This is a genomic window from Citrobacter farmeri (assembly GCF_019048065.1).
GTDB lineage: Bacteria > Pseudomonadota > Gammaproteobacteria > Enterobacterales > Enterobacteriaceae > Citrobacter_A > Citrobacter_A farmeri.
The window spans coordinates 3,134,869-3,157,243 of the sequence record NZ_CP077291.1 but is presented as its reverse complement, the minus strand read 5'-3'; the positions used below and the strand labels follow the sequence as shown (position 1 = coordinate 3,157,243).

Genomic DNA, 22,375 nt, shown 5'->3' with positions numbered 1-22,375 from the left:
CCGTTCGAAGTGTAAAAGCCCGTTTACACTTTTCGGCTGAGGATATAGATTGAGGGGATTGCATTCATTTAGATAAGTATGGCAACGCTGGAATAATCATGAATTATCAGAACGACGATTTACGTATTAAAGAGATCAACGAGTTATTACCCCCTGTCGCACTGCTGGAAAAATTCCCCGCTACAGAAAATGCCGCCAACACGGTTGCCCATGCGCGTAAAGCCATTCACAAGATTTTGAAAGGGAATGACGATCGCCTGCTGGTGGTGATTGGGCCGTGCTCAATTCATGATCCTGTCGCAGCGAAAGAGTACGCAGGTCGCCTGTTGGCGCTGCGTGAAGCGCTGAAAGGCGAACTGGAAATCGTCATGCGTGTCTACTTTGAGAAACCGCGTACGACCGTTGGCTGGAAAGGGTTGATTAACGATCCTCATATGGATAACAGCTTCCAGATCAACGATGGTTTGCGTATTGCGCGTAAGCTGTTGCTGGATATCAACGACAGCGGCCTGCCAACGGCAGGTGAATTCCTCGATATGATTACCCCGCAATATCTGGCGGACATGATGAGCTGGGGCGCGATTGGCGCACGTACCACGGAATCACAGGTTCACCGTGAACTGGCATCCGGTCTTTCTTGTCCGGTTGGCTTCAAGAACGGTACTGATGGCACCATCAAAGTGGCAATTGATGCTATCAACGCTGCCGGTGCGCCGCACTGCTTCCTGTCGGTTACCAAATGGGGTCACTCTGCCATTGTGAACACCAGTGGTAACGGCGACTGTCATATCATTCTGCGCGGCGGTAAAGAACCGAACTACAGCGCTGCGCACGTGACGGCAGTGAAAGAAGGTCTGGCGAAAGCGGGTCTGCCTGCGCAAATTATGATTGATTTCAGCCATGCCAACTCCTGCAAGCAGTTTAAAAAGCAGATGGAAGTCGGGGCGGATGTGTGCCAACAAATCGCCAACGGTGAGACAGCGATTATGGGCGTGATGATTGAAAGCCATCTGGTTGAAGGCAATCAGAATCCGGACAGTGGTGAACCACTCGTGTATGGCAAAAGCATTACCGATGCCTGCATTAACTGGGAAGATACTGACACTATCCTGCGCCAACTCGCGGATGCGGTAAAAGCGCGTCGCGGATAACGCATCCTCAACATGACAAGCCGACTCCTGGAGTCGGCTTTTTTATGTCCTTTCTTCGTCCGCATTAAATTATCGAAATGTATTTTTTTATATAACGCGCGACAATTGCGTTATAATCCGGCCTTCATTCGCCAACTCCCGCTATCCGCTATGTCTCATCTTTCTCTGGCACCCATTGATGATGCCATTAGTGCGCAATATCGCAGGATTATTCGCAAGCGCGTGCTGCTGGTGCTGATAAGCGTACTGGCGATTATTGGCTCGCTGTTGCTGGATTTCACGCTCGGCCCGTCAGGATTGCCGCTTGGCGAGCTATGGCAAACGCTGATCCATCCGACAAGCGCCAGCGGCGGCTCCCGGGTTATCGTCTGGGAAATCCGCCTGCCTTACGCCCTCATGGCGTTGCTCGTTGGCATGGCGCTGGGGTTGGCAGGGGCTGAGATGCAGACCATCCTCAATAACCCGCTGGCGAGTCCGTTTACGTTGGGGGTCTCTTCGGCGGCGGCATTTGGCGCGGCGCTGGCAATTGTGCTGGGGATCGGCATTCCCGGTATTCCTGACGCGTGGTTCATCCCGGCGAATGCCTTTATTTTTGCGTTGCTCTCTGCACTGCTACTCGACGGCATTACCCGCTGGACCCGCGTGGCGACCTCCGGTGTGGTGCTGTTTGGTATTGCACTGGTGTTTACCTTTAATGCGCTGGTGTCGATGATGCAGTTTGTGGCCGATGAGGATACGTTGCAGGGGCTGGTGTTCTGGACAATGGGCAGTCTGGCGCGGGCGTCGTGGGAAAAACTGGGCGTACTGGCGTTGGCGTTTATCTGCGTTGGAGTGGGGTCAATGCGCAGTGCCTGGCAACTGACCGCTCTGCGCCTGGGGGAGGATCGGGCGATGAGTTTTGGTATCAACGTGCGCCGATTACGCCTGTCGTCGCTGCTGCGCATTAGCCTGCTGTCTGCACTCTCGGTGGCCTTCGTCGGGCCGATTGGCTTCATCGGTCTGGTGGCACCGCACATTTCACGCCTGTTGTTTGGTGAGGATCACCGCTTCTATCTGCCTGGCAGCGTCCTGATGGGCGGGCTGGTGCTTTCTCTGGCCTCTGTCGCCTCGAAAAATATCCTTCCCGGTATCATTATTCCGGTGGGCATTGTCACCTCGCTGGTGGGGGTTCCATTCTTTTTGAGCATTATTTTGCGCCATCGGGGGAGTATGTCGTGAGTGGCCTGATCCTGCGAGGTGTCACTGCGGGCTATCCGAAACGACATGTGATTGAGGATCTGAATGTCGACGAGCTGCCGCGCGGTAAAATTACCGCGCTGCTCGGGCCGAACGGTTGCGGAAAATCCACCTTGTTACGCGCGCTGGCAGGATTGAGCAACGCGCAGGGTGAGATGATACTTGGGGGCAAAAATCTGTCGGCGCTGTCGCTGGCTGAGCGGGCCAATAGCGTCGTGTTTTTACCCCAGTCGCTGCCGCAGGGGGTACATTTACACGTTCTGGAATCAATCCATGTCGCGCAGCGGGCGCTGGGTAAACGCGATGATGAACAGGTGCTGGAAATTCTCGAACAGTTAGGGATTGCGCATCTGGCGTTGCATTTTCTTGATCAGCTTTCCGGGGGACAACGGCAACTTGTGGGGCTGGCGCAATCGCTGATCCGCCGTCCCGGGTTGTTGTTGCTCGATGAACCCCTGAGCGCGTTGGATCTGAACTACCAGTTTCATGTGATGAACCTCGTTCGCCGTGAAACCCGGCTACGTAATATGGTCACGGTGGTGGTGGTACATGACATCAATATTGCGCTGCGCCATTGTGAACATGTGCTGATGCTGAAAGCGGGAAAGCGGGTCGTCAGCGGCGAGCCGGAAAAGGTCATCACCACAGAAAGTCTGGCGGAAGTGTATAACGTACAGGCTCGCGTGGAGCGCTGCTCACAGGGCAGGGCGCAGGTGGTGCTGGATGGGGTGATTGGGGTATAAGAATAATGACCCGGTCAGTATTCGCCGCCGGGCCATTCAGATTACTTCGCTTTACCCTGGTTAGCGACGGCAGCGGCTTTCGCGGCGATCTCGTCAGCATTACCCAGATAGTAGCGCTTGAGCGGCTTGAAGTTTTCGTCGAACTCATACACCAGCGGTACGCCGGTTGGGATGTTCAGCTCAAGGATTTCTTCTTCGCTCAGGTTGTCGAGGTATTTCACCAGCGCGCGCAGGGAGTTACCGTGCGCCGCGATGATGACGCGTTCGCCGCTCTTCATGCGTGGCAGAATGGTGTCGTTCCAGTAGGGGATAACGCGATCGATGGTCAGTGCCAGGCTTTCGGTCAGCGGCAGCTCTTTCTCGGTCAGTTTGGCATAACGTGGATCGTGGCCCGGATAGCGCTCGTCATCTTTGGTCAGTTCCGGCGGGGTTACCGCGAAACCACGACGCCACTGTTTAACCTGCTCGTCACCGTACTTCTCAGCGGTTTCCGCTTTGTTCAGACCCTGCAACGCACCGTAGTGACGTTCGTTCAGTTTCCAGGATTTCTCCACCGGCAACCAGGCCTGATCCAGCTCATCCAGTACGTTCCACAGCGTGTGGATGGCACGTTTCAGCACAGAGGTATAAGCAAAATCGAAGCTATAGCCTTCAGCTTTCAGCAGTTTGCCTGCCGCTTTCGCTTCGCCCACGCCTTTCTCGGACAGGTCAACGTCATACCAACCGGTAAAGCGGTTTTCATTGTTCCACTGGCTTTCGCCGTGGCGTACCAGAACCAGCTTAGTTACAGCCATACTCTCACTCCTCAAGCTTTATCGAATGATAATAATTCTCATTATATTGCCGTGACAGGTCAGCGGCAATGCTTACGCATAACCATAGCGAAAATAGTGCAGTAGTGTAAGGTTCTTGTGAACTCTGAGTTGCGATTTTGTCTTTGAGTGGTGGGGATTTGAGCAAGGTGGCGTGTTTTAGGCCCGACACGCATGCGTTATCGGGCCATCAGTACAGAGACATTGCACCCTCAGGAAGGAATAAAGCGATACTCCGTCAGGCTGGTGTACTCTTCGCCGGGGCGAAGCACGCAGTCAGGCTGCGGCCATTCCGGGTGGTTCGGGCTGTCAGGTAAGAATTCACTCTCCAGCGCCAGACCCTGATAATCGCTGTAGGCCTTCGGTCCACGCGATGAGGTGCCACCGAGAAAGTTACCGGAGTAAAACTGTAGCGCCGGAGCCGACGTGTAGACCTCCATCTGCAACTTCCCGTCCTCTGAAGAGAGCAGGGCAACCGGCTTTTTACTGTCGCCTTTTGCCTGCAACAGGAAGGCGTGATCGTAACCCTTCACTTTGCGCTGGTCGTCATCGGCAAGAAATTCACTGGCGATGACCTTCGCGGTGCGGAAATCAAATGACGTTCCGGCGACCGGTTTCAGACCCTCGCGTGGGATCCCATCTGCATCAACCGGCAGATACTCATCCGCCAGAAGCTGCAGCTTATGGTTGCGCACATCGGTCTGATCGCCGTCGAGGTTGAAATAGACGTGGTTGGTCAGGTTTACCGGACATGGCTTATCCACCGTTGCGCGATAGGTAATGGAGATGCGGTTGTCATCGGTCAGACGATATTGCACCGTCGCGCAGAGGTTGCCCGGAAAACCCTGATCGCCATCGTCTGAGCTTAGCGTAAACAGAACCTGACGCTCGTTATGGTTAACGATTTGCCAGCGGCGTTTATCAAATCCGTCGGGCCCACCGTGCAACTGGTTTACACCCTGGCTGGGTTGCAGGGTCACCGTTTCCCCGTTGAGCGTGTAGCGACTGTCGGCGATGCGGTTAGCGTAGCGACCAATTGAGGCGCCCAGAAACGCCGCCTGATCCTGATAATGCTCCGGACTGGCGCAACCCAGCAGCGCTTCACGCACGCAGTCGTTGGAAAGGGGAATGCGGGCCGAGAGTAACGTAGCACCCCAGTCCATCAGCGTAACCACCATCCCTGCGCTATTGCGCAGGGTTAACAGGCGGTACGGCTGACCATCGGGTGCCAGTGCGGGTGTTTCATTCAGCACTGTCCTGCTCCTTGTGATGGTTTGCACACATAGAATGTTTCTTTGATACCGGTTTTAGCTTCGTACTGTTCAGCCACAGCTTGCTGGACGGCAGGGACCAGCGTTTCCGGGATCAGCGCAACGACACAACCGCCAAATCCACCGCCAGTCATGCGTACGCCGCCTTTTTCGCCAATTGCGGCTTTAACGATGTCAACCAGCGTATCAATCTGCGGCACGGTGATTTCGAAATCATCACGCATGGATGCGTGCGATTCCGCCATCAGTTGCCCCATACGTACCAGATCGCCTTTTTCCAGCGCGCTGGCGGCTTCAACAGTACGCGCATTCTCAGTTAACACATGACGGACGCGTTTGGCAACCAGTGGGTCCAGTTCATTCGCCACGGCGTTAAAAGCTTCGAGGCTGACATCACGCAACGCCGGTTGCTGGAAGAAACGTGCGCCGGTTTCGCACTGCTGGCGGCGCGTGTTGTATTCGCTGCCGACCAGCGTGCGTTTGAAGTTGCTGTTGATGATGACGATCGCTACGCCTTCCGGCATCGAGACCGCTTTGGTGCCGAGCGTGCGGCAGTCAATCAGCAGGGCATGATCTTTCTTGCCCAGAGCGGAGATGAGCTGATCCATAATCCCGCAGTTACAGCCGACAAACTGGTTTTCCGCTTCCTGACCGTTGAGCGCAATCTGCGCGCCATCCAGCGGCAGATGGTAAAGCTGCTGGAACACGGTACCGACCGCCACTTCCAGCGAAGCGGAAGAACTCAGGCCAGCGCCTTGCGGGACATTCCCGCTGATCACCAGATCCGCGCCGCCAAAACTACTGTCGCGTTTTAGCAAGTGTTTCACTACGCCGCGCACGTAGTTAGCCCACTGTTGGCTGTCGTGGGTCACAATGGGGGCATCGAGGGAAAACTTGTCAGTCTGATTATCGTAATCGGCCGCAATGACGCGGATCAGGCGGTCGTTGCGGGCAGCACAACTGATGACGGTTTGATAATCAATGGCGCAGGGCAACACAAAGCCGTCGTTATAATCGGTGTGTTCACCGATGAGATTGACGCGGCCTGGTGCCTGAATGGTGTGGGTCGCAGGGTAGCCGAAAATTTCTGCAAACAGAGATTGTGTTTTTTCTTTCAGACTCATTTTTATACTCCGGATTCGCGAAAATGGATGTCGCTGACCGCGCGCAGACGCTCTGCCGCTTGCTCCGCTGTGAGATCGCGCTGGGTTTCGGCCAGCATTTCATAACCGACCATAAATTTGCGCACGGTTGCGGAGCGTAACAGCGGCGGATAAAAGTGCGCGTGTAGCTGCCAGTGTTCGTTCTCTTCACCGTTAAACGGCGCGCCGTGCCAGCCCATCGAATACGGGAAAGAGCACTGGAACAGGTTGTCGTAACGACTGGTCAGTTTTTTCAACGCCAGCGCAAGGTCTGCGCGCTGTTCGTCGGTCAAATCGGTGATACGTAGTACGTGCGCTTTCGGCAGCAATAGCGTTTCGAACGGCCAGGCTGCCCAGTAAGGCACGACAGCCAGCCAGTGATCGGTTTCTACCACTGTACGACTGCCGTCGGCCAGTTCGCGCTGCACGTAGTCGACCAGCATCGGCGACGCCTGCTCGGCAAAATAGTCTTTTTGCAAACGATCTTCGCGTTCGGCTTCGTTTGGCAGGAAACTGTTGGCCCAAATCTGACCGTGGGGATGAGGATTTGAGCAGCCCATCGCCGCGCCTTTATTTTCAAAAACTTGCACCCAAGGATAGCGTTTTCCGAGGTCTGCGGTTTGCTCTTGCCAGGTTCTCACAATTTCGGTCAGGGCAGGAACGCTAAGTTCCGGAAGCGTTTTACTGTGATCTGGTGAAAAGCAAATAACGCGACTGGTGCCGCGCGCGCTCTGGCAGCGTATCAGCGGGTCGTGACTGTCCGGCGCGTCAGGTGTATCTGTCATCAATGCCGCGAAGTCGTTGGTGAAGACGAACGTTCCGCTGTAATCCGGGTTCTTATCGCCAGTGACGCGTGTATTGCCCGCACACAGGAAGCAGTCCGGATCGTGTGCTGGCAGCGCCTGGTTAGAGGGGATTTCTTGCGCCCCCTGCCAGGGGCGCTTAGCACGGTGCGGCGAAACCAGAATCCACTGGCCGGTGAGCGGGTTAAAGCGGCGATGCGGATGATCGACGGGGTTGAATTGACTCATGATGGTTTTTTAATCCTCGTATCCCTGCGGATGACGTGACTGCCAGCGCCAGGTGTCCTGCGCCATCTCATCAAGCGTGCGCGTCACGCGCCAGTTCAGTTCGCGGTCGGCTTTGCCGGCATCTGCCCAGTAGGCTGGCAGGTCACCATCACGGCGCGGAGCAAAGTGATAGTTAACCGGTTTACCGCAGGCTTTGCTGAAGGCGTTGACTACGTCCAGCACGCTGCTGCCGACACCCGCGCCGAGGTTGTAAATATGGACACCCTGAATGCCAGCCAGTTTTTCCATTGCGGCAACGTGACCATCAGCAAGATCCATCACGTGGATGTAATCGCGTACGCCGGTACCGTCTTCGGTCGGGTAGTCGTTGCCAAAAATGGCGAGGGAATCACGACGGCCTACTGCAACCTGGGCGATGTACGGCATCAGGTTATTCGGGATGCCCTGCGGATCTTCGCCCATGTCGCCTGAGGGATGCGCGCCGACCGGGTTGAAATAGCGCAGCAGCGCAATACTCCACGCCGGTTGGGCTTTTTGCAGATCGGTGAGGATCTGCTCGACCATCAACTTGCTTTTGCCGTACGGGCTTTGCGGCGTGCCGGTCGGGAAGCTTTCAACATAAGGGATTTTCGGCTGGTCGCCGTAGACGGTTGCCGATGAGCTAAAAATGACGTTTTTGACGCCGGCGGCACGCATGGCGCTAATCAGTCGCAGCGTTCCGTTGACGTTGTTGTCATAGTATTCCAGCGGCTTCGCGACAGATTCGCCGACGGCCTTCAGCCCGGCGAAATGGATGACGGTGTCAATCGCGTGATCGTGCAGGATCTCGGTCATCAGCGCTTCGTTGCGGATATCGCCTTCGACAAACGTCGGATGTTTGCCGCTCAGACGTTCAATGACAGGCAGTACGCTGCGCTTACTGTTACAGAGGTTATCAAGGATGATGACGTCATGACCGTTTTTCAGTAACTGCACACAAGTATGGCTTCCTATGTAACCGCTACCACCGGTGACCAGAACTCTCATAATTCGCTCCGTTAAGCTTATGGTATGGAATTACCATAGCATAACAAAGATGCGAAAAGTGTGACATGGAATAAAATAGTGGAATCGTTTACACTCGCGATTTCTCACGCTTTGTCATTAATTATTCGATTATAAATCATAAACTTTAGGAATGATTGCGCCTTTTATCCGAAAAAAAAAGGGCGCTTTCGCGCCCATGGATGAAAATTAACGCAACTGGGTTTGCTGGTAAGTATATGTGTCGCCGTCTGGCACAAATTCCAGACGATGGGTAATACAGGTCGGCGCATCCTCAGCGTGATGGGAGACAAACAGCAGCTGCGTGTCACCCTCGCTAATCAACACGTCGACAAAACGACGGATAAGTTGGCGATTCAGCGGGTCCAGTCCCTGCAACGGTTCGTCCAGAATCAGCAGGGTCGGGTGCTTAACCAGCGCCCGGGCGATCAGTGCCAGTCGCTGTTGCCCCCAGGAAAGACTATGAAACGGTGCGTCGGCGGTACGCTTGTCGATACCCAGAATATCCAGCCACTGCTGCGCGAGTTTCTGTTGGCGGTCTGACACGGCCTGATAGATCCCGATAGAGTCGAAATAGCCTGACAGAATCACATTGCGCACGGTGGTGCTCACCCGGTAGTCGAGATGCAGGCTGCTACTGACATAGCCGATGTGTTTTTTAATATCCCAGATGGTTTCACCGCTGCCACGACGACGACCAAACAACGTCAGATCGTTGCTGTATCCCTGCGGGTGGTCACCGGTTATCAGGCTAAGCAACGTGGATTTTCCGGCACCGTTGGGGCCGACAATCTGCCAGTGCTCACCGGGATCCACCCGCCAGCTCAGACGATCGAGAATAGGGCGATCGTTGTACGACACGACGCCATCTTTCAGGACGATCCGCGGCGTATCGGCGGTCAGAACAGCATGAGCGGCAGGTTCGTCTGCTTCGGGTAGCATCACCCCTTCCAGTCGCTCGCTATGGGCGAGTTGAGCGATCAGCGCTTGCTGGAGTAGGTCAGTTTTCGATCCGGTTTCTGTTAAGGTGCAATCAACCAGCACGCCGGCATACTGAATGAACGCCGGGATTTCATCAAAGCGGTTCAATACTAATACCAGCGTGATGCCGGACTGATGCAACGTTTCAAGCAGGGCTGCCAACTGCTGGCGGGAGGCAACATCCAGGCCGTCAAACGGCTCATCGAGAATCAACAGATCTGGCTCAGACATAAGCGCCTGACAGAGCAATGTTTTGCGCGTTTCTCCGGTAGAGAGATATTTAAAGCGACGATCGAGAAGATGGGTGATACCAAACTGTTGCGCCAGCGTCGCGCTACGGGCCGGGTCTTTTACCTCGTCCTGAATGATCTCCGCCGTGGTGCGCCCGGTATCCTCTTCGCCAGGACTGAGCATATCGGTGTTATTACGCTGCCATTCATCGCTGACCAGTTTCTGTAGTTGTTCAAAAGAGAGACGGGTAATCCGCGAAAATGCGCACTGGCGTTCGCCCTTGAGCAACGGTAACTCACCGGCCAGCGCGCGCGCCAACGCCGATTTGCCGCTTCCGTTCGAACCGACAAACGCCCAACTTTCACCCGCGTTTAATGTTACGGAATCCAGGTGAAGTGTTTTTGTATCGCTAAGACGAAACGTGCCTTGCGAAATATGCAACAATGACATTTTGTATCCCATTTTTTGCAGCGATGAATGACAGGGATACGTGTTCCAGAAAGGAATGTCAATGTGATTAGCGCGACGGCGGGTAACTTCCCGCCGTTATACCGCTGCGGCGAGACTCAGCACAGCGTCGCGATAATCACTCTATCGGCGTTGAAATACGCCGTTACGTTCGCGCCTTCCGTCAGCGTGGCGGCGTCGTCTACCGGCACAGTGGCGCACAGTATCTGACCGTCCGGCAGCGTCATCAATACTTCACATTGTTCTGCGCCGCGTTCGATATGATTGATAATGCCCTGGAGTTGGTTATCCGCTGCCTGGGCGATGGCATCGTTCTGCGTGATCCCTACCCACGGCGCTTTCAGCAGTACGAGGACTTCTTTACCTTCATCAAGCCCCAGTCGCTCGCCGCTCTGGGCGGTAATTGCCACTTTGAGCCGCGTCTCGCCATCTGCCAGGAGTACATCGACATGTTGCTGCACCTGATCGTGGTCGCGCGCGGTTATCGTCCCAAACCACTGGTTGCGCGCACTGGTTTGCAAGGAGAAGCGGGAGATAGCCGCTAACAAACTGTTGAGCGGCAGCGCGTCATCGTCGCTTAAGACATCGAAGGCTTTTTGCTGAATCTGCGCGAGCAGATCATAAAGCTGGATCAGGCGCTGACCGTAGCGGGTTAATACGGCGCCACCGCCGCCTTTACCGCCTGTTGCGCGGTCCACCAGCGTCTGCTCGCTGAGGAGGTTCATTTCATTGATGGCGTCCCAGGCGCTCTTATAGCTGATGCCCGCGTCTTTCGCGCCCTGACTGATGGAACCGGAAAGTGCAATATGCTTGAGCAAAGAGATGCGTCGGGGATCGGCAAACAGTTTTTGCTGAAGTTTCAGGGTAAGAAGGATTTCGGCTTGCATAACAAGATCCTGGCAAAAAGGTTATTGTGACGGAAAACCACAGAGACGCAAAGCCGACCGCACAAAAGGGGAGTGCTTTTCTCAGTGATGCGGTTAGAATACTACAAGGACTATATCAGGAGTTGACCATGTTAGAGTTATTGAAAAGTCTGGTATTCGCCGTAATCATGGTACCTGTGGTGATGGCCATCATCCTGGGTCTGATTTACGGTCTCGGTGAAGTGTTCAACATTTTCTCCGGTATCGGTCAGAAAGACCAGTCCAGACAGAATCATTGATTATGAACGCCCGCTCAGTCGGGCGTTTTGTTCCTTCGTCTTCCAGGCCGCATTGTGTTGGCCGCGCCCGAACGGCTCACCGATTTGCCGCCTCGATGCAACCCGAAATCCATCGGATTGTTTCTCAAGTTCTCCTCCTTCCTGCCGATATTTTCTTTGCGTAACCTCTTATAGGTATCAATAACTTCTGGGAAAAACGTTGCTTTGTCGTTATATTTGCGTCTACATAACGATACTCGAAAGGAGTTACAGATGGCTCGTACATGGTTACGCCTGTTTGCTGGGGCAACATTATCACTGACGGTTGCCGGACACGCGCTGGCGGATGAAGGGAAAATCACGGTATTTGCAGCGGCGTCATTGACCAATGCGATGCAGGATATCGCGGCAGAATACAAAAAAGAGAAGAATGTCGACGTGGTCTCCTCTTTTGCTTCATCTTCGACGCTGGCTCGTCAGATAGAAGCCGGTGCGCCAGCGGATCTGTTTATTTCTGCCGATCAAAAATGGATGGACTACGCGGTAGATAAGAAGTCTATTGATACGGCATCGCGTCAGACGCTGCTGGGTAACAGCCTTGTGGTGGTTGCGCCAAAAGCCAGTGAGCAGAAAGATTTTACGATCGACAGTAAAACCAACTGGACGACGCTGCTGAACGGTGGTCGTCTGGCGGTGGGCGATCCGGAACACGTTCCGGCGGGGATTTACGCGAAAGAAGCGCTACAGAAACTGGGGGCCTGGGAGACGTTGTCACCTAAACTGGCTCCGGCAGAAGATGTGCGCGGCGCGCTGGCGCTGGTCGAGCGTAATGAAGCGCCGTTAGGCATCGTTTACGGCTCTGATGCAGTTGCCAGCAAAGGGGTTAAGGTCGTAGCCACCTTCCCGGAAGACTCGCACAAAAAAGTGGAGTACCCCATCGCGATTGTTGATGGACATAAAAACGCCACGGTCAGCGCGTTCTATGATTACCTGAAAGGACCGCAGGCTGCTGAAATCTTTAAACGTTACGGATTTACGACCAAGTAATGATATTGACCGATCCCGAATGGCAGGCCGTTCTCCTGAGCCTGAAAGTGTCTTCCCTGGCCGTGCTGTTTAGTTTGCCGTTTGGGATCTTCTTTGCCTGGCTGCTGGTGCGCTGCACCTTCCCAGGCAAAGCCCTACTGGATAGCGTGCTGCATCTGCCGCTGGTATTACCACCGGTGGTGGTCGGTTATCTGCTGCTGGTCTCGATGGGGCGGCGCGGATTTATCGGTCAGTGGCTGTACGACTGGTTTGGAATTACTTTTGCCTTCAGCTGGCGCGGCGCGGTGCTGGCGGCGGCTGTGATGTCTTTCCCGCTGATGGTGCGCGCTATCCGGCTGGCGCTGGAAGGGGTGGACATCAAGCTGGAGCAAGCCGCCCGGACGCTGGGGGCGGGACGCTGGCGCGTCTTCTTTACCATTACTCTCCCGCTGACGCTGCCTGGCATTATTGTCGGGACGGTGCTGGCGTTTGCCCGCTCGCTGGGTGAGTTTGGCGCCACGATTACCTTTGTCTCCAACATTCCCGGTGAAACGCGTACCATTCCTTCGGCGATGTATACCTTGATCCAGACGCCGGGGGGAGAAAGCGCAGCGGCGAGACTGTGTCTTATCTCCATCGTACTGGCGCTGATTTCACTGTTAATTTCTGAATGGCTGGCCCGGCTCAGCCGCGAGCGAACGGGGCGATAATCATGCTGGAACTCAATTTCACCCAGACGCTGGGCACCCATTGCGTCACGCTCAACGAAACGCTGCCCGCCAGCGGTATCACCGCGATTTTTGGCGTTTCTGGCTCCGGAAAAACCTCGCTGATCAATGCCATCAGTGGTCTGACGCGACCACAGAAAGGGCGCATTGTGCTCAACGGACGGGTGCTGAACGATACAGAAAACCGTATCTGTCTGACGCCGGAAAAACGCCGGATAGGCTACGTTTTTCAGGATGCGCGCCTGTTTCCGCATTATAAAGTGCGCGGCAATCTGCGCTACGGTATGGCAAAAAGCATGGCCGGTCAGTTTGATAAGCTGGTGGCACTGTTAGGCATTGAACCCTTGCTCGACAGACTGCCGGGAGGACTCTCAGGTGGTGAAAAACAGCGTGTGGCGATTGGTCGGGCGCTGCTGACCGCGCCGGAACTCCTGCTGCTGGATGAACCGCTCGCCTCGCTGGATATTCCGCGTAAGCGCGAACTGTTGCCCTATCTGCAACGCCTGGCGCGGGAGATCAATATTCCAATGCTGTATGTCAGCCACTCGCTCGACGAAATTCTCCATCTGGCCGATAACGTGCTGGTGCTGGAGGACGGTCAGGTGAAGGCGTTTGGTGCGCTGGAAGAGGTCTGGAGCAGCAGCGTGATGCATCCGTGGCTGCCGAAAGAACAGCAGAGCAGCATCCTGAAAGTGAGCGTGCTGGAGCATCATCCGCATTACGCTATGACGGCACTGGCGCTGGGCGACCAGCATTTGTGGGTCAATAAGCTCAATGAGCCGCTGCAAGCCTCGCTGCGCATTCGTATTCAGGCGTCGGATGTCTCACTGGTGCTACAACCGCCGCAGCAAACCAGCATCCGCAATATTCTGCGTGCAAAGGTGACCCACTGCTACGACGATAACGGGCAGGTGGAAGTTCAGCTTGAGGTAGGGGGAAAAACGCTGTGGGCGCGCATAAGCCCGTGGGCCAGGGATGAACTGGGGATCAAACCTGGCCTCTGGCTGTACGCGCAGATCAAGAGCGTATCCATAACCGCCTGATTACAGCAGCTGGCTATAGATGAACTTCGCAATGCTGTCGGTGGTGTTATCGCCGATGACGACGTTAGCGCGTGCTTTGATCTCGTCGTCAGCATTGCCCATCGCCACGCCGGTACCGGCCGCTTCCAGCATGCTGATGTCGTTGTAGTTATCCCCGAAGGCAATCACGTTTTCCATCGACCCGCCCTGAGCTTCAACCCACTGGGTCAGGCGCTTGCCTTTGCTGTTACCCTGACGGGCGATATCGACCTGATCGTGCCAGGACCATTCGCACTCAAGACCCAATTGCTGTTCGACATGCTTGCCAAATTGCTGCAGTTTAGGGATATCTTCATCTGTCAGAGCGAATTTCCAGACCGCGTTGACATCGTGCGCCGCCTGCGCCAGCGAAGGCACCTGAGTGAAGACCGGTCGCTGTTCCGGCGGCAGCGTCTGCGCCCAGTTCGATGTGCGAATGACATGGCCGGTTGGATGTTCATACAGCATGGCGTCATCGACATACATCAGACCATGAATCTGGTGTGCTTCCAGCAGTGTAATCAACTGCAACGCCTGATTAACCGGAAGGGGATCGGCCTCAAGAACGTTTTTTGCGTGATAATCATACAAATAGGTGCCATTACAGCAAATTGCAGGTGTATCCAGCGCCAGTGCCTGATAAAAAGGATGAATCGCAACGTGATGACGCCCGGTGACGATGATAAGTTGGTAACCAGCCGCTCTGGCGCGTGACAGCGCTTCGATCGACGAGGGGAGCAGGGTCTTTTGCGGGGTCAGCAGGGTTCCATCTAAATCCAGGGCAATCACGCGAGCGGTCATATCGTCATCCCGATTAACATTGAAAATTTTGTCTGCCTGAATGGTACACCGGGACGGGGAGCAGGCAAAATTTCGTACTTAGATTCAGCATTCACCGTCAAAAGCGACTACGTTAAGCTGTATTCCATCATTGCAGCCAGTTGCCTAAAGCAGAGGAGCATTCATGAAGCAAACCGTTTATACCGCCAGCCCTGAAAGTCAACAGATCCATGTCTGGAGTCTGAATCATGATGGCGCGTTGAAGCTGGTACAGGTGGTTGATGTGCCCGGACAGGTTCAGCCGATGGTGGTCAGCCCGGATAAGCGTTATCTCTATGTGGGCGTGCGTCCTGAATTTCGCGTGCTGGCCTATCGGATTGCGCCGGATGACGGTGCGCTGACGTTTGCTGCGGAATCTGCACTTCCGGGCAGCCCAACACACATTTCAACCGATCATCATGGGCGTTTCGTTTTTGTTGGCTCCTATAATGCGGGCAATGTCAGCGTGACCCGTCTGGAAGATGGCCTGCCGGTCGGGCTTGTCGATGTGGTGGAAGGGATGGATGGCTGTCATTCCGCCAATATCTCTCCAGACAACCGCACCCTGTGGGTGCCGGCGCTGAAGCAGGACCGTATCTGCCTGTTTACCCTCAGCGATGACGGCAAACTGGTGGCGCAAGAGCCGGCGGAAGTGACCACCGTTGAAGGGGCCGGTCCGCGTCATATGGCGTTCCATCCGAATCAGCAATATGCTTACTGCGTTAACGAGCTCAACAGCTCTGTGGACGTCTGGGAACTGAAAGATCCGCACGGTGATATCGAATGTGTGCAAACGCTGGATATGATGCCGGCTGATTTCTCTGATACTCGCTGGGCGGCGGACATTCACATTACGCCTGATGGGCGCCATCTGTATGCCTGCGATCGTACCGCCAGCCTGATTACCGTATTCAGCGTTTCAGAAGATGGCAGTGTGCTAACCAAAGAGGGTTTCCAGCCAACTGAAACGCAGCCGCGCGGTTTCAATGTGGACCATAGCGGGAAATACCTGATTGCTGCCGGACAGAAGTCGCACCATATCGCGGTGTACGAGATTGTCGGTGAGCAGGGGTTGTTAACGGAAAAGGGACGCTATGCGGTAGGTCAGGGCCCGATGTGGGTGGTGGTTAACGCATATTAATTCAGGTAGATTTTTAACCTACCGGTAAAAAGAATAACCGGCATCGCAGGATGCCGGTTTTTTCATGCTTACTGCTTCGGTGCTGCCACCACTTTGCTGCCCACACCGCGGTTATTGTATTCCCACATGCGGTTAAAGCTGGTGTCGTTCAGGTTACGCTGGGTTTCGCCTTTATCATCTTTCGCGCCGGTATTGCCCGCGAAAGGACGCTTCGAGATCACCGCGTCAGCCCACGGCTGCGCCATGTTAAAGCCTTCGTTAATCACGCTATCGCGGATCACGACCTGACCGTTGGTGTTACTGTCGACATCCAGTGAGCGGCCCAGTTGCGCCACACCGTCACCCGCAGCGGTGAAGCGGCTGTTGGTGGCGAGGAAACCGTAGTAAATGTTCGACAGCGTAGCCGGTGCGAAGACGTACGCTTCCTGCTGAGTACGGGAGTTCACCACGCGGAAATCCGTGTTATCGAACACCACAGCGCCGCGGCCGGAAACGATATCCACGTCACCTTCGATATAGCTATTGGTGACCAGAGTACGCGGCTGACGGTCATTTTCCAGACGGTTCTGCACGCCGCTGTTGGTCACAAAGAAGGTATTCTGGCGGCCCAGAATGTTCACATTGTTGATCTGAACTTTGTCACCGTCGGTGCGTAACGCAACGGCCGGATGGTTACCTGCATCCACGCTGTCGCCGAGATTGTTTTCAACGGTCAGGTTCTGCAACTGCAGGCCATTGTTCTGCGACCACAGTACGGCTGAACACATCATGCCAATATTCGCGCCGCGTTTGCTCTGGCAGTTGTCAAACATGTACCAGGCCGGTTTGCCAGGCATATATTTACCGCCTGGATTCACCGTATGACGCCAGTCAGCGGTGCTCATTTCACCGTCAATCGCCGCACCAATCTTGACGTCTAACGGTTTCTCTCCCGTTCCGTACAGCGTCAGACTGCCGGGTGCCGCAGGGATATAGACGGTTCCCTGATATTCACCTGGCATAATGGCAATGTACTGACGTTTGTTGGTACGGGTGGTGATCGCTGCATCCACCGCCGCCTGAATGGTGGTGTGGGTCACGCCCTGCGCACCGGCCGGGCCGACCACAAAGTCAGGCTGTGCAGGCAGAGAAATCGAGGAGGGTGTCCACGGCGCAGCGTTCGGCGTCAGGGAAGAAAAGTAGTTTTTAGCGACAAAATTTTGCGCTTCATTCGCCGATAAAATCGGGCGCGAGGAGGTTCCAGGCGCGGTTTGATCGGAAGGAATTTGATCCGGCGGGGTAGAGCTACAGGCGGTCAGCGTCACGCCAAAAGCCAGTGCCAGCGCCAGACGGGAAACTGATGATGTGTTCACGAGTTGCTCCGGGCTATAAAAGTATCCATTGAAGCCTGCTTTTTTATACTAAGTTGAGCTAAACGGGAAGGTGAAAAGCTAAAAAGTTGTTTTTTAAACCACTCCTCGTGGATCCTGATACCGCGAACGTCACAATTAAGTAACATTTTTGCCCTGGATGATTGACTTCCCGCCCGCGATCTCAAATAAATGTCTATACAATCTAAGACAAGCTGGAGAGGGCATGCAACACCTGTTACCTGATGATACGATCTGGCGAAACCTCCGTCTGGCGACGCTCGACCCGGAGCAGCCGACGCCCTATGGCATGCTGGAACGTCATGCGTTGATTGTCCGTGAGGGGCGCGTGCTGGCGATTGTGCCGGAGGCATCACTCCCGGCAGCGCACGGCAATACGCATGACCTGCAAGGGCGTCTGGTGACGCCAGGATTGATTGACTGCCATACGCATCTGGTGTTTGGCGGCAACCGTGCCAGCGAGTGGGAACAGCGGCTGAACGGTGTCTCTTATCAGCAGATCAGCGCGCAGGGCGGCGGTATTAACGCTACCGTGTCGGCGACGCGTGCCGCCACGGAGGAGACGCTCTTCGCCTCTGCGCAGGCGCGGATCGCGTGTCTGATACGCGAGGGCGTGACCTTGCTGGAAGTGAAATCTGGCTATGGTCTGAATGCGGCTACCGAAGAAAAGATGCTGCGCGTTGCTGCCCGTCTGGCTGAAGAAAATCTTGTCGAAATCAGCCCCACGCTGCTGGCGGCGCATGCCGTGCCGGTTGAATACCAGGGCAATCCTGACGGCTATATCACCCACGTCTGCGAAACAATATTGCCGCAGTTATGGGAAAAGGGACTGTTTGAAGCGGTCGACCTCTTCTGCGAGAGCGTAGGGTTTACCCTGGCCCAGAGCGAACGGGTACTGCGCGCGGCGCAGGCGGCGGGCATCCCGGTTAAGGGACATGTTGAGCAATTGTCTCTGCTCGGCGGGACGCAACTGATCAGTCGTTATCATGGACTTTCTGCGGATCACATTGAATATCTTGATGAAGCGGGCGTGGCGGCAATGCGTCATAGCGGCACCGTCGGCGTACTTCTACCGGGAGCGTTCTATTTCCTTAAGGAGACGCAGCGCCCGCCCGTTGAGCTGCTGCGACGCTACCGGATCCCAATGGCGGTAGCGACCGATTTCAACCCCGGCACCAGTCCCTTTATCAGCCTGCACCTGGCAATGAACATGGCTTGCGTTCAGTTTGGACTGACACCGGAAGAGGCGTGGGCGGGCGTCACCCGTCATGCCGCTCAGGCGCTGGGACGCCAGACAACGCACGGACAACTTAAGGCGGGTTTCGTTGCCGATTTTAACGTCTGGGATGCGCAAAACCCGGTGGAGATCCTCTATGAGCCTGGGCGCAACCCGCTGTATCAACGCATATTTCGAGGACAAATCACATGACGCAATGGGAAGCGGCTGCTTCTGACCTGTGGCAGGGGCGAGATGACAGCGGTGAAGCGGCAAACGCGCTGCGTCTGTTTCAGACGATCGCGCGCAGCCTGACGTTTTCGCCAGAGCATTATCGCGACAAAATAGCGCTGCTCGGCTTTGCCTGCGATGAGGGGGTTAAGCGAAATCAAGGGCGTCCCGGTGCCGCTGGTGCGCCTGACGCGCTGCGTTGTGCGCTGGCAAACCTGGCGAGTCACGCGGGGCATGAGCGACTGGTGGATATGGGAAACCTGCTGGCCCCGACGGCGGATCTGGAAGGGGCGCAACAGGCGCTGCGTGATGCGGTCTCCCGATGTCAGAGGGCTGGAATGCGCACCTTCGTTCTTGGCGGCGGACATGAAACGGCATTCGGCCACGGGGCGGGCATATTTGATGCGTTCCCTGGCGAGCGGGTGGGGATCATTAATCTCGACGCACATCTGGATCTGCGTAACGCCGCGCGGGCGACTTCCGGCACACCGTTTCGTCAACTGGCGCAGCTTTGCGACCAGCAGCAGCGCGAGTTCCGGTACGCCTGCATCGGTGTCAGTCGGGCGGCCAATACCCAGGCACTGTGGGATGAGGCGCAAAAGCGCAATGTGCTGGTGGTTGAAGATCTGCAGTGCAGTGAAGCGCACGCTCGTCTGACGGCGTTTATCAGCGAGGTAGACAAACTTTACCTGACTGTCGATCTCGACGTCCTGCCCGTTGCACAGATGCCCGCGGTGTCGGCCCCGGCAGCGCTGGGCGTGCCGTTAGCGACCCTGCTGAAATTAATTGAACCTATTTGCCGCAGCGGTAAGCTCCAGGCGGTGGATATGGTTGAATTTAATCCTCGCTTTGATAATGATGGCAGGTCAGCACGCGTGGCTGCGCGGCTTGGCTGGCAAATCGCCCACTGGTGGCAGTAATCGATTGATAAGGTAAAACATACCCATGACACTCTCTCGCCCTCGTTCTGCTCCCGCACCGTTTTATGAGACGGTTAAACGCGAGATTAGCGAAAAGATTGCCAGCGGCATCTGGCAGCCGCACGATCGTATTCCGTCGGAGGCGGAGCTGGTGGCGCAGTACGGCTTTAGCCGGATGACCATCAACCGGGCGCTGCGCGAACTGACCGACGAAGGGATGCTGGTGCGCCTGCAAGGGGTGGGAACCTTTGTTGCGGAGCCGAAAGGACAGTCCGCGCTGTTTGAAATTCGCAGTATTGCCGACGAAATTGCCTCACGGGGACATCGGCATCACTGCGAGGTGCTGATTCTGGAAAAAAAACCGGCTAATGCGCGACAGGCGGCGACGCTGAAGGTCAGTGAAGGGACGGCGATTTTCCATTCTGTGATGGTGCATTTTGAAAACGATCAGCCGGTACAGATTGAAGATCGCTGTGTGAATGCCGATATTGTCCCGGAGTATCTGGCGCAGGATTACAGCCAGACCACGCCGCATGCCTATCTGTCGTTGATTGCTCCGCTGACGGAAGGGGAGCACATTGTGGAAGCGGTGCGCGCCACGGCGCAAGAGTGTGCCTTACTGGATATTGGCGAGACCGATCCTTGTCTGCTCATTCGTCGTACCACCTGGTCCGCCACGCAGATCGTTTCCCACGCGCGACTGCTCTTCCCGGGATCTCGCTACCGGTTACAGGGCCATTTCTCTTCCTGAACGGCGTGGACTGAAAAGCGTGATTGCTGACGCAATATAACAAAATTGTATCTTTTTTGTTAATCATTGCCTTGTTATGGCTTGTATAGACAAGTATATATTTACCTCACACCCAATCATTCCATTATGCCGGCTAAGCAATATCCGGCACGTCCGTGAGGAGTCGTTGTTATGTCTCATAGCAAGTATCGTCAGCAGGATATCCGCGCCCCGCGAGGAACAACGCTGACGGCCAAATCCTGGCTGACCGAAGCGCCGCTGCGCATGTTAATGAATAACCTGGATCCCGATGTCGCCGAAAATCCCCATGAGCTGGTGGTATATGGCGGTATAGGGCGCGCGGCCCGTAACTGGGAGTGTTATGACGCGATTGTCAACGCCCTGACTCAACTCGAAGAAGATGAAACGCTGCTGGTCCAGTCCGGCAAACCGGTTGGCGTATTCAGAACCCATCAGAACGCCCCGCGCGTGCTCATTGCCAACTCCAACCTCGTTCCGCACTGGGCGACCTGGGAGCATTTCAACGAACTGGATGCGAAAGGGCTGGCAATGTATGGCCAGATGACGGCCGGAAGCTGGATCTATATCGGCAGTCAGGGAATTGTGCAGGGCACCTATGAAACGTTTGTCGAAGCGGGACGCCAGCATTACGACGGCAATCTGCGCGGGCGCTGGGTGTTAACCGCCGGACTCGGCGGCATGGGAGGGGCACAGCCGCTGGCGGCAACGCTGGCAGGCGCCTGTTCCCTGAACATTGAATGTCAGCAGAGCCGCATCGATTTCCGTCTGCGTACCCGCTATGTCGATGAACAGGCGACGTCCCTTGATGACGCGCTGGCGCGTATTGAAAAATATACCCGTGAAGGCAAAGCCGTCTCAATTGCCCTCTGCGCCAATGCGGCGGATGTGGTGCCAGAACTGGTGAAACGCGGCGTACGTCCGGACATGGTTACCGACCAGACCAGCGCCCACGATCCTCTGCATGGCTATCTGCCTTCCGGCTGGGACTGGGAAACCTATCAGCAGAAAGCGCTCTCCGATCCGCAGGGAACGGTAGAGGCGGCGAAACGTTCGATGGCGAAACACGTCGAGGCCATGCTGGCGTTCAATGAGATGGGCATACCCACGTTCGATTACGGCAACAATATTCGTCAGATGGCAAAAGAGATGGGCGTGGAAAATGCCTTTGCTTTTCCAGGTTTCGTACCGGCCTATATTCGCCCGCTATTCTGTCGTGGCATCGGGCCTTTCCGCTGGGTGGCGCTTTCCGGCGATGCGCAGGATATTTATAAAACCGACGCCAAAGTGAAAGAGATCGTGGCGGATGACGAGCACCTCCATCGCTGGCTGGACATGGCGCGGGAGCGGATTAATTTTCAGGGGCTGCCAGCGCGTATCTGCTGGGTGGGCCTTGAATGGCGGCAAAAACTGGGTCTGGCGTTCAACGAAATGGTACGTAGTGGTGAAGTGTCTGCACCGATTGTGATCGGTCGCGATCATCTGGATTCCGGATCTGTCGCCAGCCCGAATCGCGAAACCGAAGCGATGCGCGATGGTTCTGACGCGGTGTCTGACTGGCCGCTGCTCAATGCGCTGCTCAACACGGCGAGCGGAGCCACCTGGGTATCTCTACACCACGGCGGCGGCGTAGGAATGGGCTTCTCACAGCACGCCGGGATGGTCATTGTCTGCGACGGCAGCGATGAAGCGGCTGAGCGAATTGCCCGGGTACTGCATAACGATCCGGCGACTGGTGTGATGCGTCATGCGGATGCAGGTTACGACATCGCCGTGGAGTGCGCCGTGGAACAAGGTCTGAATCTACCGATGGTTGCGGCAACGCAGGGGAAACGCTGAT

At 55.5% G+C, this 22,375-nt stretch carries 21 protein-coding genes; 12 read left to right on the top strand and 9 right to left on the bottom strand.

Going from position 1 to position 22,375, the window contains the following annotated elements:
* Positions 1 to 98: 98 nt before the first annotated feature.
* The 3 genes from aroG (at position 99) to I6L53_RS14850 (ending at position 3,130) form a co-directional block, all read left to right on the top strand.
* Positions 99 to 1,151: a 3-deoxy-7-phosphoheptulonate synthase AroG gene (aroG, locus tag I6L53_RS14860; RefSeq protein WP_042320542.1), complete on the top strand. Its 1,053-nt coding sequence runs from the start codon at positions 99 to 101 to the stop codon at positions 1,149 to 1,151.
* 150 nt (positions 1,152 to 1,301) lie between these two features.
* A complete protein-coding gene (locus tag I6L53_RS14855; protein WP_042320540.1) occupies positions 1,302 to 2,369 on the top strand; it encodes a FecCD family ABC transporter permease in 1,068 nt (355 codons plus the stop codon).
* Positions 2,366 to 3,130, top strand: coding sequence for an ABC transporter ATP-binding protein (locus I6L53_RS14850; protein WP_042320538.1), 765 nt, complete (start codon positions 2,366 to 2,368; stop codon positions 3,128 to 3,130). Before I6L53_RS14855 ends, I6L53_RS14850 begins: the two co-directional genes overlap by 4 nt.
* A 41-nt stretch (positions 3,131 to 3,171) precedes the next feature.
* Here the strand turns inward: I6L53_RS14850 and gpmA are convergent, their stop codons facing one another.
* The 7 genes from gpmA to modE all read right to left on the bottom strand — a co-directional run bounded on the left by gpmA (position 3,172) and on the right by modE (position 10,997).
* Positions 3,172 to 3,924, bottom strand: coding sequence for a 2,3-diphosphoglycerate-dependent phosphoglycerate mutase (gene gpmA, locus I6L53_RS14845; RefSeq protein WP_042320535.1), 753 nt, complete (start codon positions 3,922 to 3,924; stop codon positions 3,172 to 3,174).
* A gap of 230 nt (positions 3,925 to 4,154) precedes the next feature.
* Complete coding sequence (gene galM, locus I6L53_RS14840) at positions 4,155 to 5,195, bottom strand: galactose-1-epimerase (protein WP_042320533.1); 1,041 nt, start codon at positions 5,193 to 5,195, stop codon at positions 4,155 to 4,157.
* Positions 5,189 to 6,337: a galactokinase gene (gene galK, locus I6L53_RS14835; RefSeq protein ID WP_042320530.1), complete on the bottom strand. Its 1,149-nt coding sequence runs from the start codon at positions 6,335 to 6,337 to the stop codon at positions 5,189 to 5,191. The genes galM and galK overlap by 7 nt, the downstream gene beginning before the upstream one ends.
* A 2-nt stretch (positions 6,338 to 6,339) precedes the next feature.
* Positions 6,340 to 7,386, bottom strand: coding sequence for a galactose-1-phosphate uridylyltransferase (gene galT / locus I6L53_RS14830; protein ID WP_042320528.1), 1,047 nt, complete (start codon positions 7,384 to 7,386; stop codon positions 6,340 to 6,342).
* A gap of 9 nt (positions 7,387 to 7,395) precedes the next feature.
* Entirely contained in the window at positions 7,396 to 8,412 is a 1,017-nt protein-coding gene (gene galE, locus I6L53_RS14825) for a UDP-glucose 4-epimerase GalE (RefSeq protein ID WP_042320526.1), read from the bottom strand.
* Between the two features lie 207 nt (positions 8,413 to 8,619).
* The gene (gene modF / locus I6L53_RS14820; protein ID WP_042320524.1) at positions 8,620 to 10,092 is read right to left on the bottom strand and encodes a molybdate ABC transporter ATP-binding protein ModF; all 1,473 of its coding nucleotides are present in this window, start codon (positions 10,090 to 10,092) and stop codon (positions 8,620 to 8,622) included.
* A 116-nt stretch (positions 10,093 to 10,208) separates the two neighbouring features.
* Entirely contained in the window at positions 10,209 to 10,997 is a 789-nt protein-coding gene (gene modE / locus I6L53_RS14815; RefSeq protein WP_042320523.1) for a molybdenum-dependent transcriptional regulator, read from the bottom strand.
* 128 nt (positions 10,998 to 11,125) lie between these two features.
* On the opposite strand from modE, the gene I6L53_RS14810 reads away from it, so the two are divergent.
* From I6L53_RS14810 to modC, 4 genes are all read left to right on the top strand, one after another.
* Positions 11,126 to 11,275 (top strand): AcrZ family multidrug efflux pump-associated protein, encoded by a 150-nt coding sequence (locus tag I6L53_RS14810; protein ID WP_003023026.1) that lies wholly within the window; start codon positions 11,126 to 11,128, stop codon positions 11,273 to 11,275.
* Between the two features lie 252 nt (positions 11,276 to 11,527).
* Positions 11,528 to 12,301 carry a molybdate ABC transporter substrate-binding protein gene (modA, locus tag I6L53_RS14805; protein ID WP_042320522.1) on the top strand — a complete coding sequence of 258 codons (774 nt, stop codon included), beginning with the start codon at positions 11,528 to 11,530 and terminating at the stop codon, positions 12,299 to 12,301.
* A complete protein-coding gene (gene modB / locus I6L53_RS14800; RefSeq protein WP_042320520.1) occupies positions 12,301 to 12,990 on the top strand; it encodes a molybdate ABC transporter permease subunit in 690 nt (229 codons plus the stop codon). Before modA ends, modB begins: the two co-directional genes overlap by 1 nt.
* Positions 12,991 to 12,992: 2 nt before the next feature.
* Positions 12,993 to 14,051 carry a molybdenum ABC transporter ATP-binding protein ModC gene (modC, locus tag I6L53_RS14795; protein ID WP_042320518.1) on the top strand — a complete coding sequence of 353 codons (1,059 nt, stop codon included), beginning with the start codon at positions 12,993 to 12,995 and terminating at the stop codon, positions 14,049 to 14,051.
* Here the strand turns inward: modC and I6L53_RS14790 are convergent, their stop codons facing one another.
* The gene (locus I6L53_RS14790) at positions 14,052 to 14,870 is read right to left on the bottom strand and encodes a pyridoxal phosphatase (RefSeq protein WP_042320516.1); all 819 of its coding nucleotides are present in this window, start codon (positions 14,868 to 14,870) and stop codon (positions 14,052 to 14,054) included. It lies immediately after the preceding gene.
* A gap of 163 nt (positions 14,871 to 15,033) precedes the next feature.
* On the opposite strand from I6L53_RS14790, the gene pgl reads away from it, so the two are divergent.
* The gene (pgl, locus tag I6L53_RS14785) at positions 15,034 to 16,029 is read left to right on the top strand and encodes a 6-phosphogluconolactonase (protein WP_042320510.1); all 996 of its coding nucleotides are present in this window, start codon (positions 15,034 to 15,036) and stop codon (positions 16,027 to 16,029) included.
* 68 nt (positions 16,030 to 16,097) lie between these two features.
* Here pgl and I6L53_RS14780 read toward each other — a convergent pair whose 3' ends face one another.
* Entirely contained in the window at positions 16,098 to 17,381 is a 1,284-nt protein-coding gene (locus tag I6L53_RS14780) for a putative acyl-CoA thioester hydrolase (RefSeq protein ID WP_042320509.1), read from the bottom strand.
* A gap of 223 nt (positions 17,382 to 17,604) precedes the next feature.
* Here I6L53_RS14780 and hutI point away from each other — a divergent pair, with 223 nt between their 5' ends.
* The 4 genes from hutI (at position 17,605) to hutU (ending at position 22,374) form a co-directional block, all read left to right on the top strand.
* Positions 17,605 to 18,828, top strand: a complete 1,224-nt coding sequence (gene hutI / locus I6L53_RS14775; protein ID WP_042320507.1) for an imidazolonepropionase — start codon at positions 17,605 to 17,607, stop codon at positions 18,826 to 18,828.
* Positions 18,825 to 19,766, top strand: a complete 942-nt coding sequence (gene hutG, locus I6L53_RS14770; protein ID WP_042320505.1) for a formimidoylglutamase — start codon at positions 18,825 to 18,827, stop codon at positions 19,764 to 19,766. The genes hutI and hutG overlap by 4 nt, the downstream gene beginning before the upstream one ends.
* A 25-nt stretch (positions 19,767 to 19,791) precedes the next feature.
* Complete coding sequence (locus tag I6L53_RS14765; protein ID WP_042320502.1) at positions 19,792 to 20,517, top strand: histidine utilization repressor; 726 nt, start codon at positions 19,792 to 19,794, stop codon at positions 20,515 to 20,517.
* A gap of 171 nt (positions 20,518 to 20,688) precedes the next feature.
* Positions 20,689 to 22,374, top strand: coding sequence for a urocanate hydratase (gene hutU, locus I6L53_RS14760; RefSeq protein ID WP_042320500.1), 1,686 nt, complete (start codon positions 20,689 to 20,691; stop codon positions 22,372 to 22,374).
* The last annotated feature ends 1 nt before the right edge of the window (position 22,375 follow it).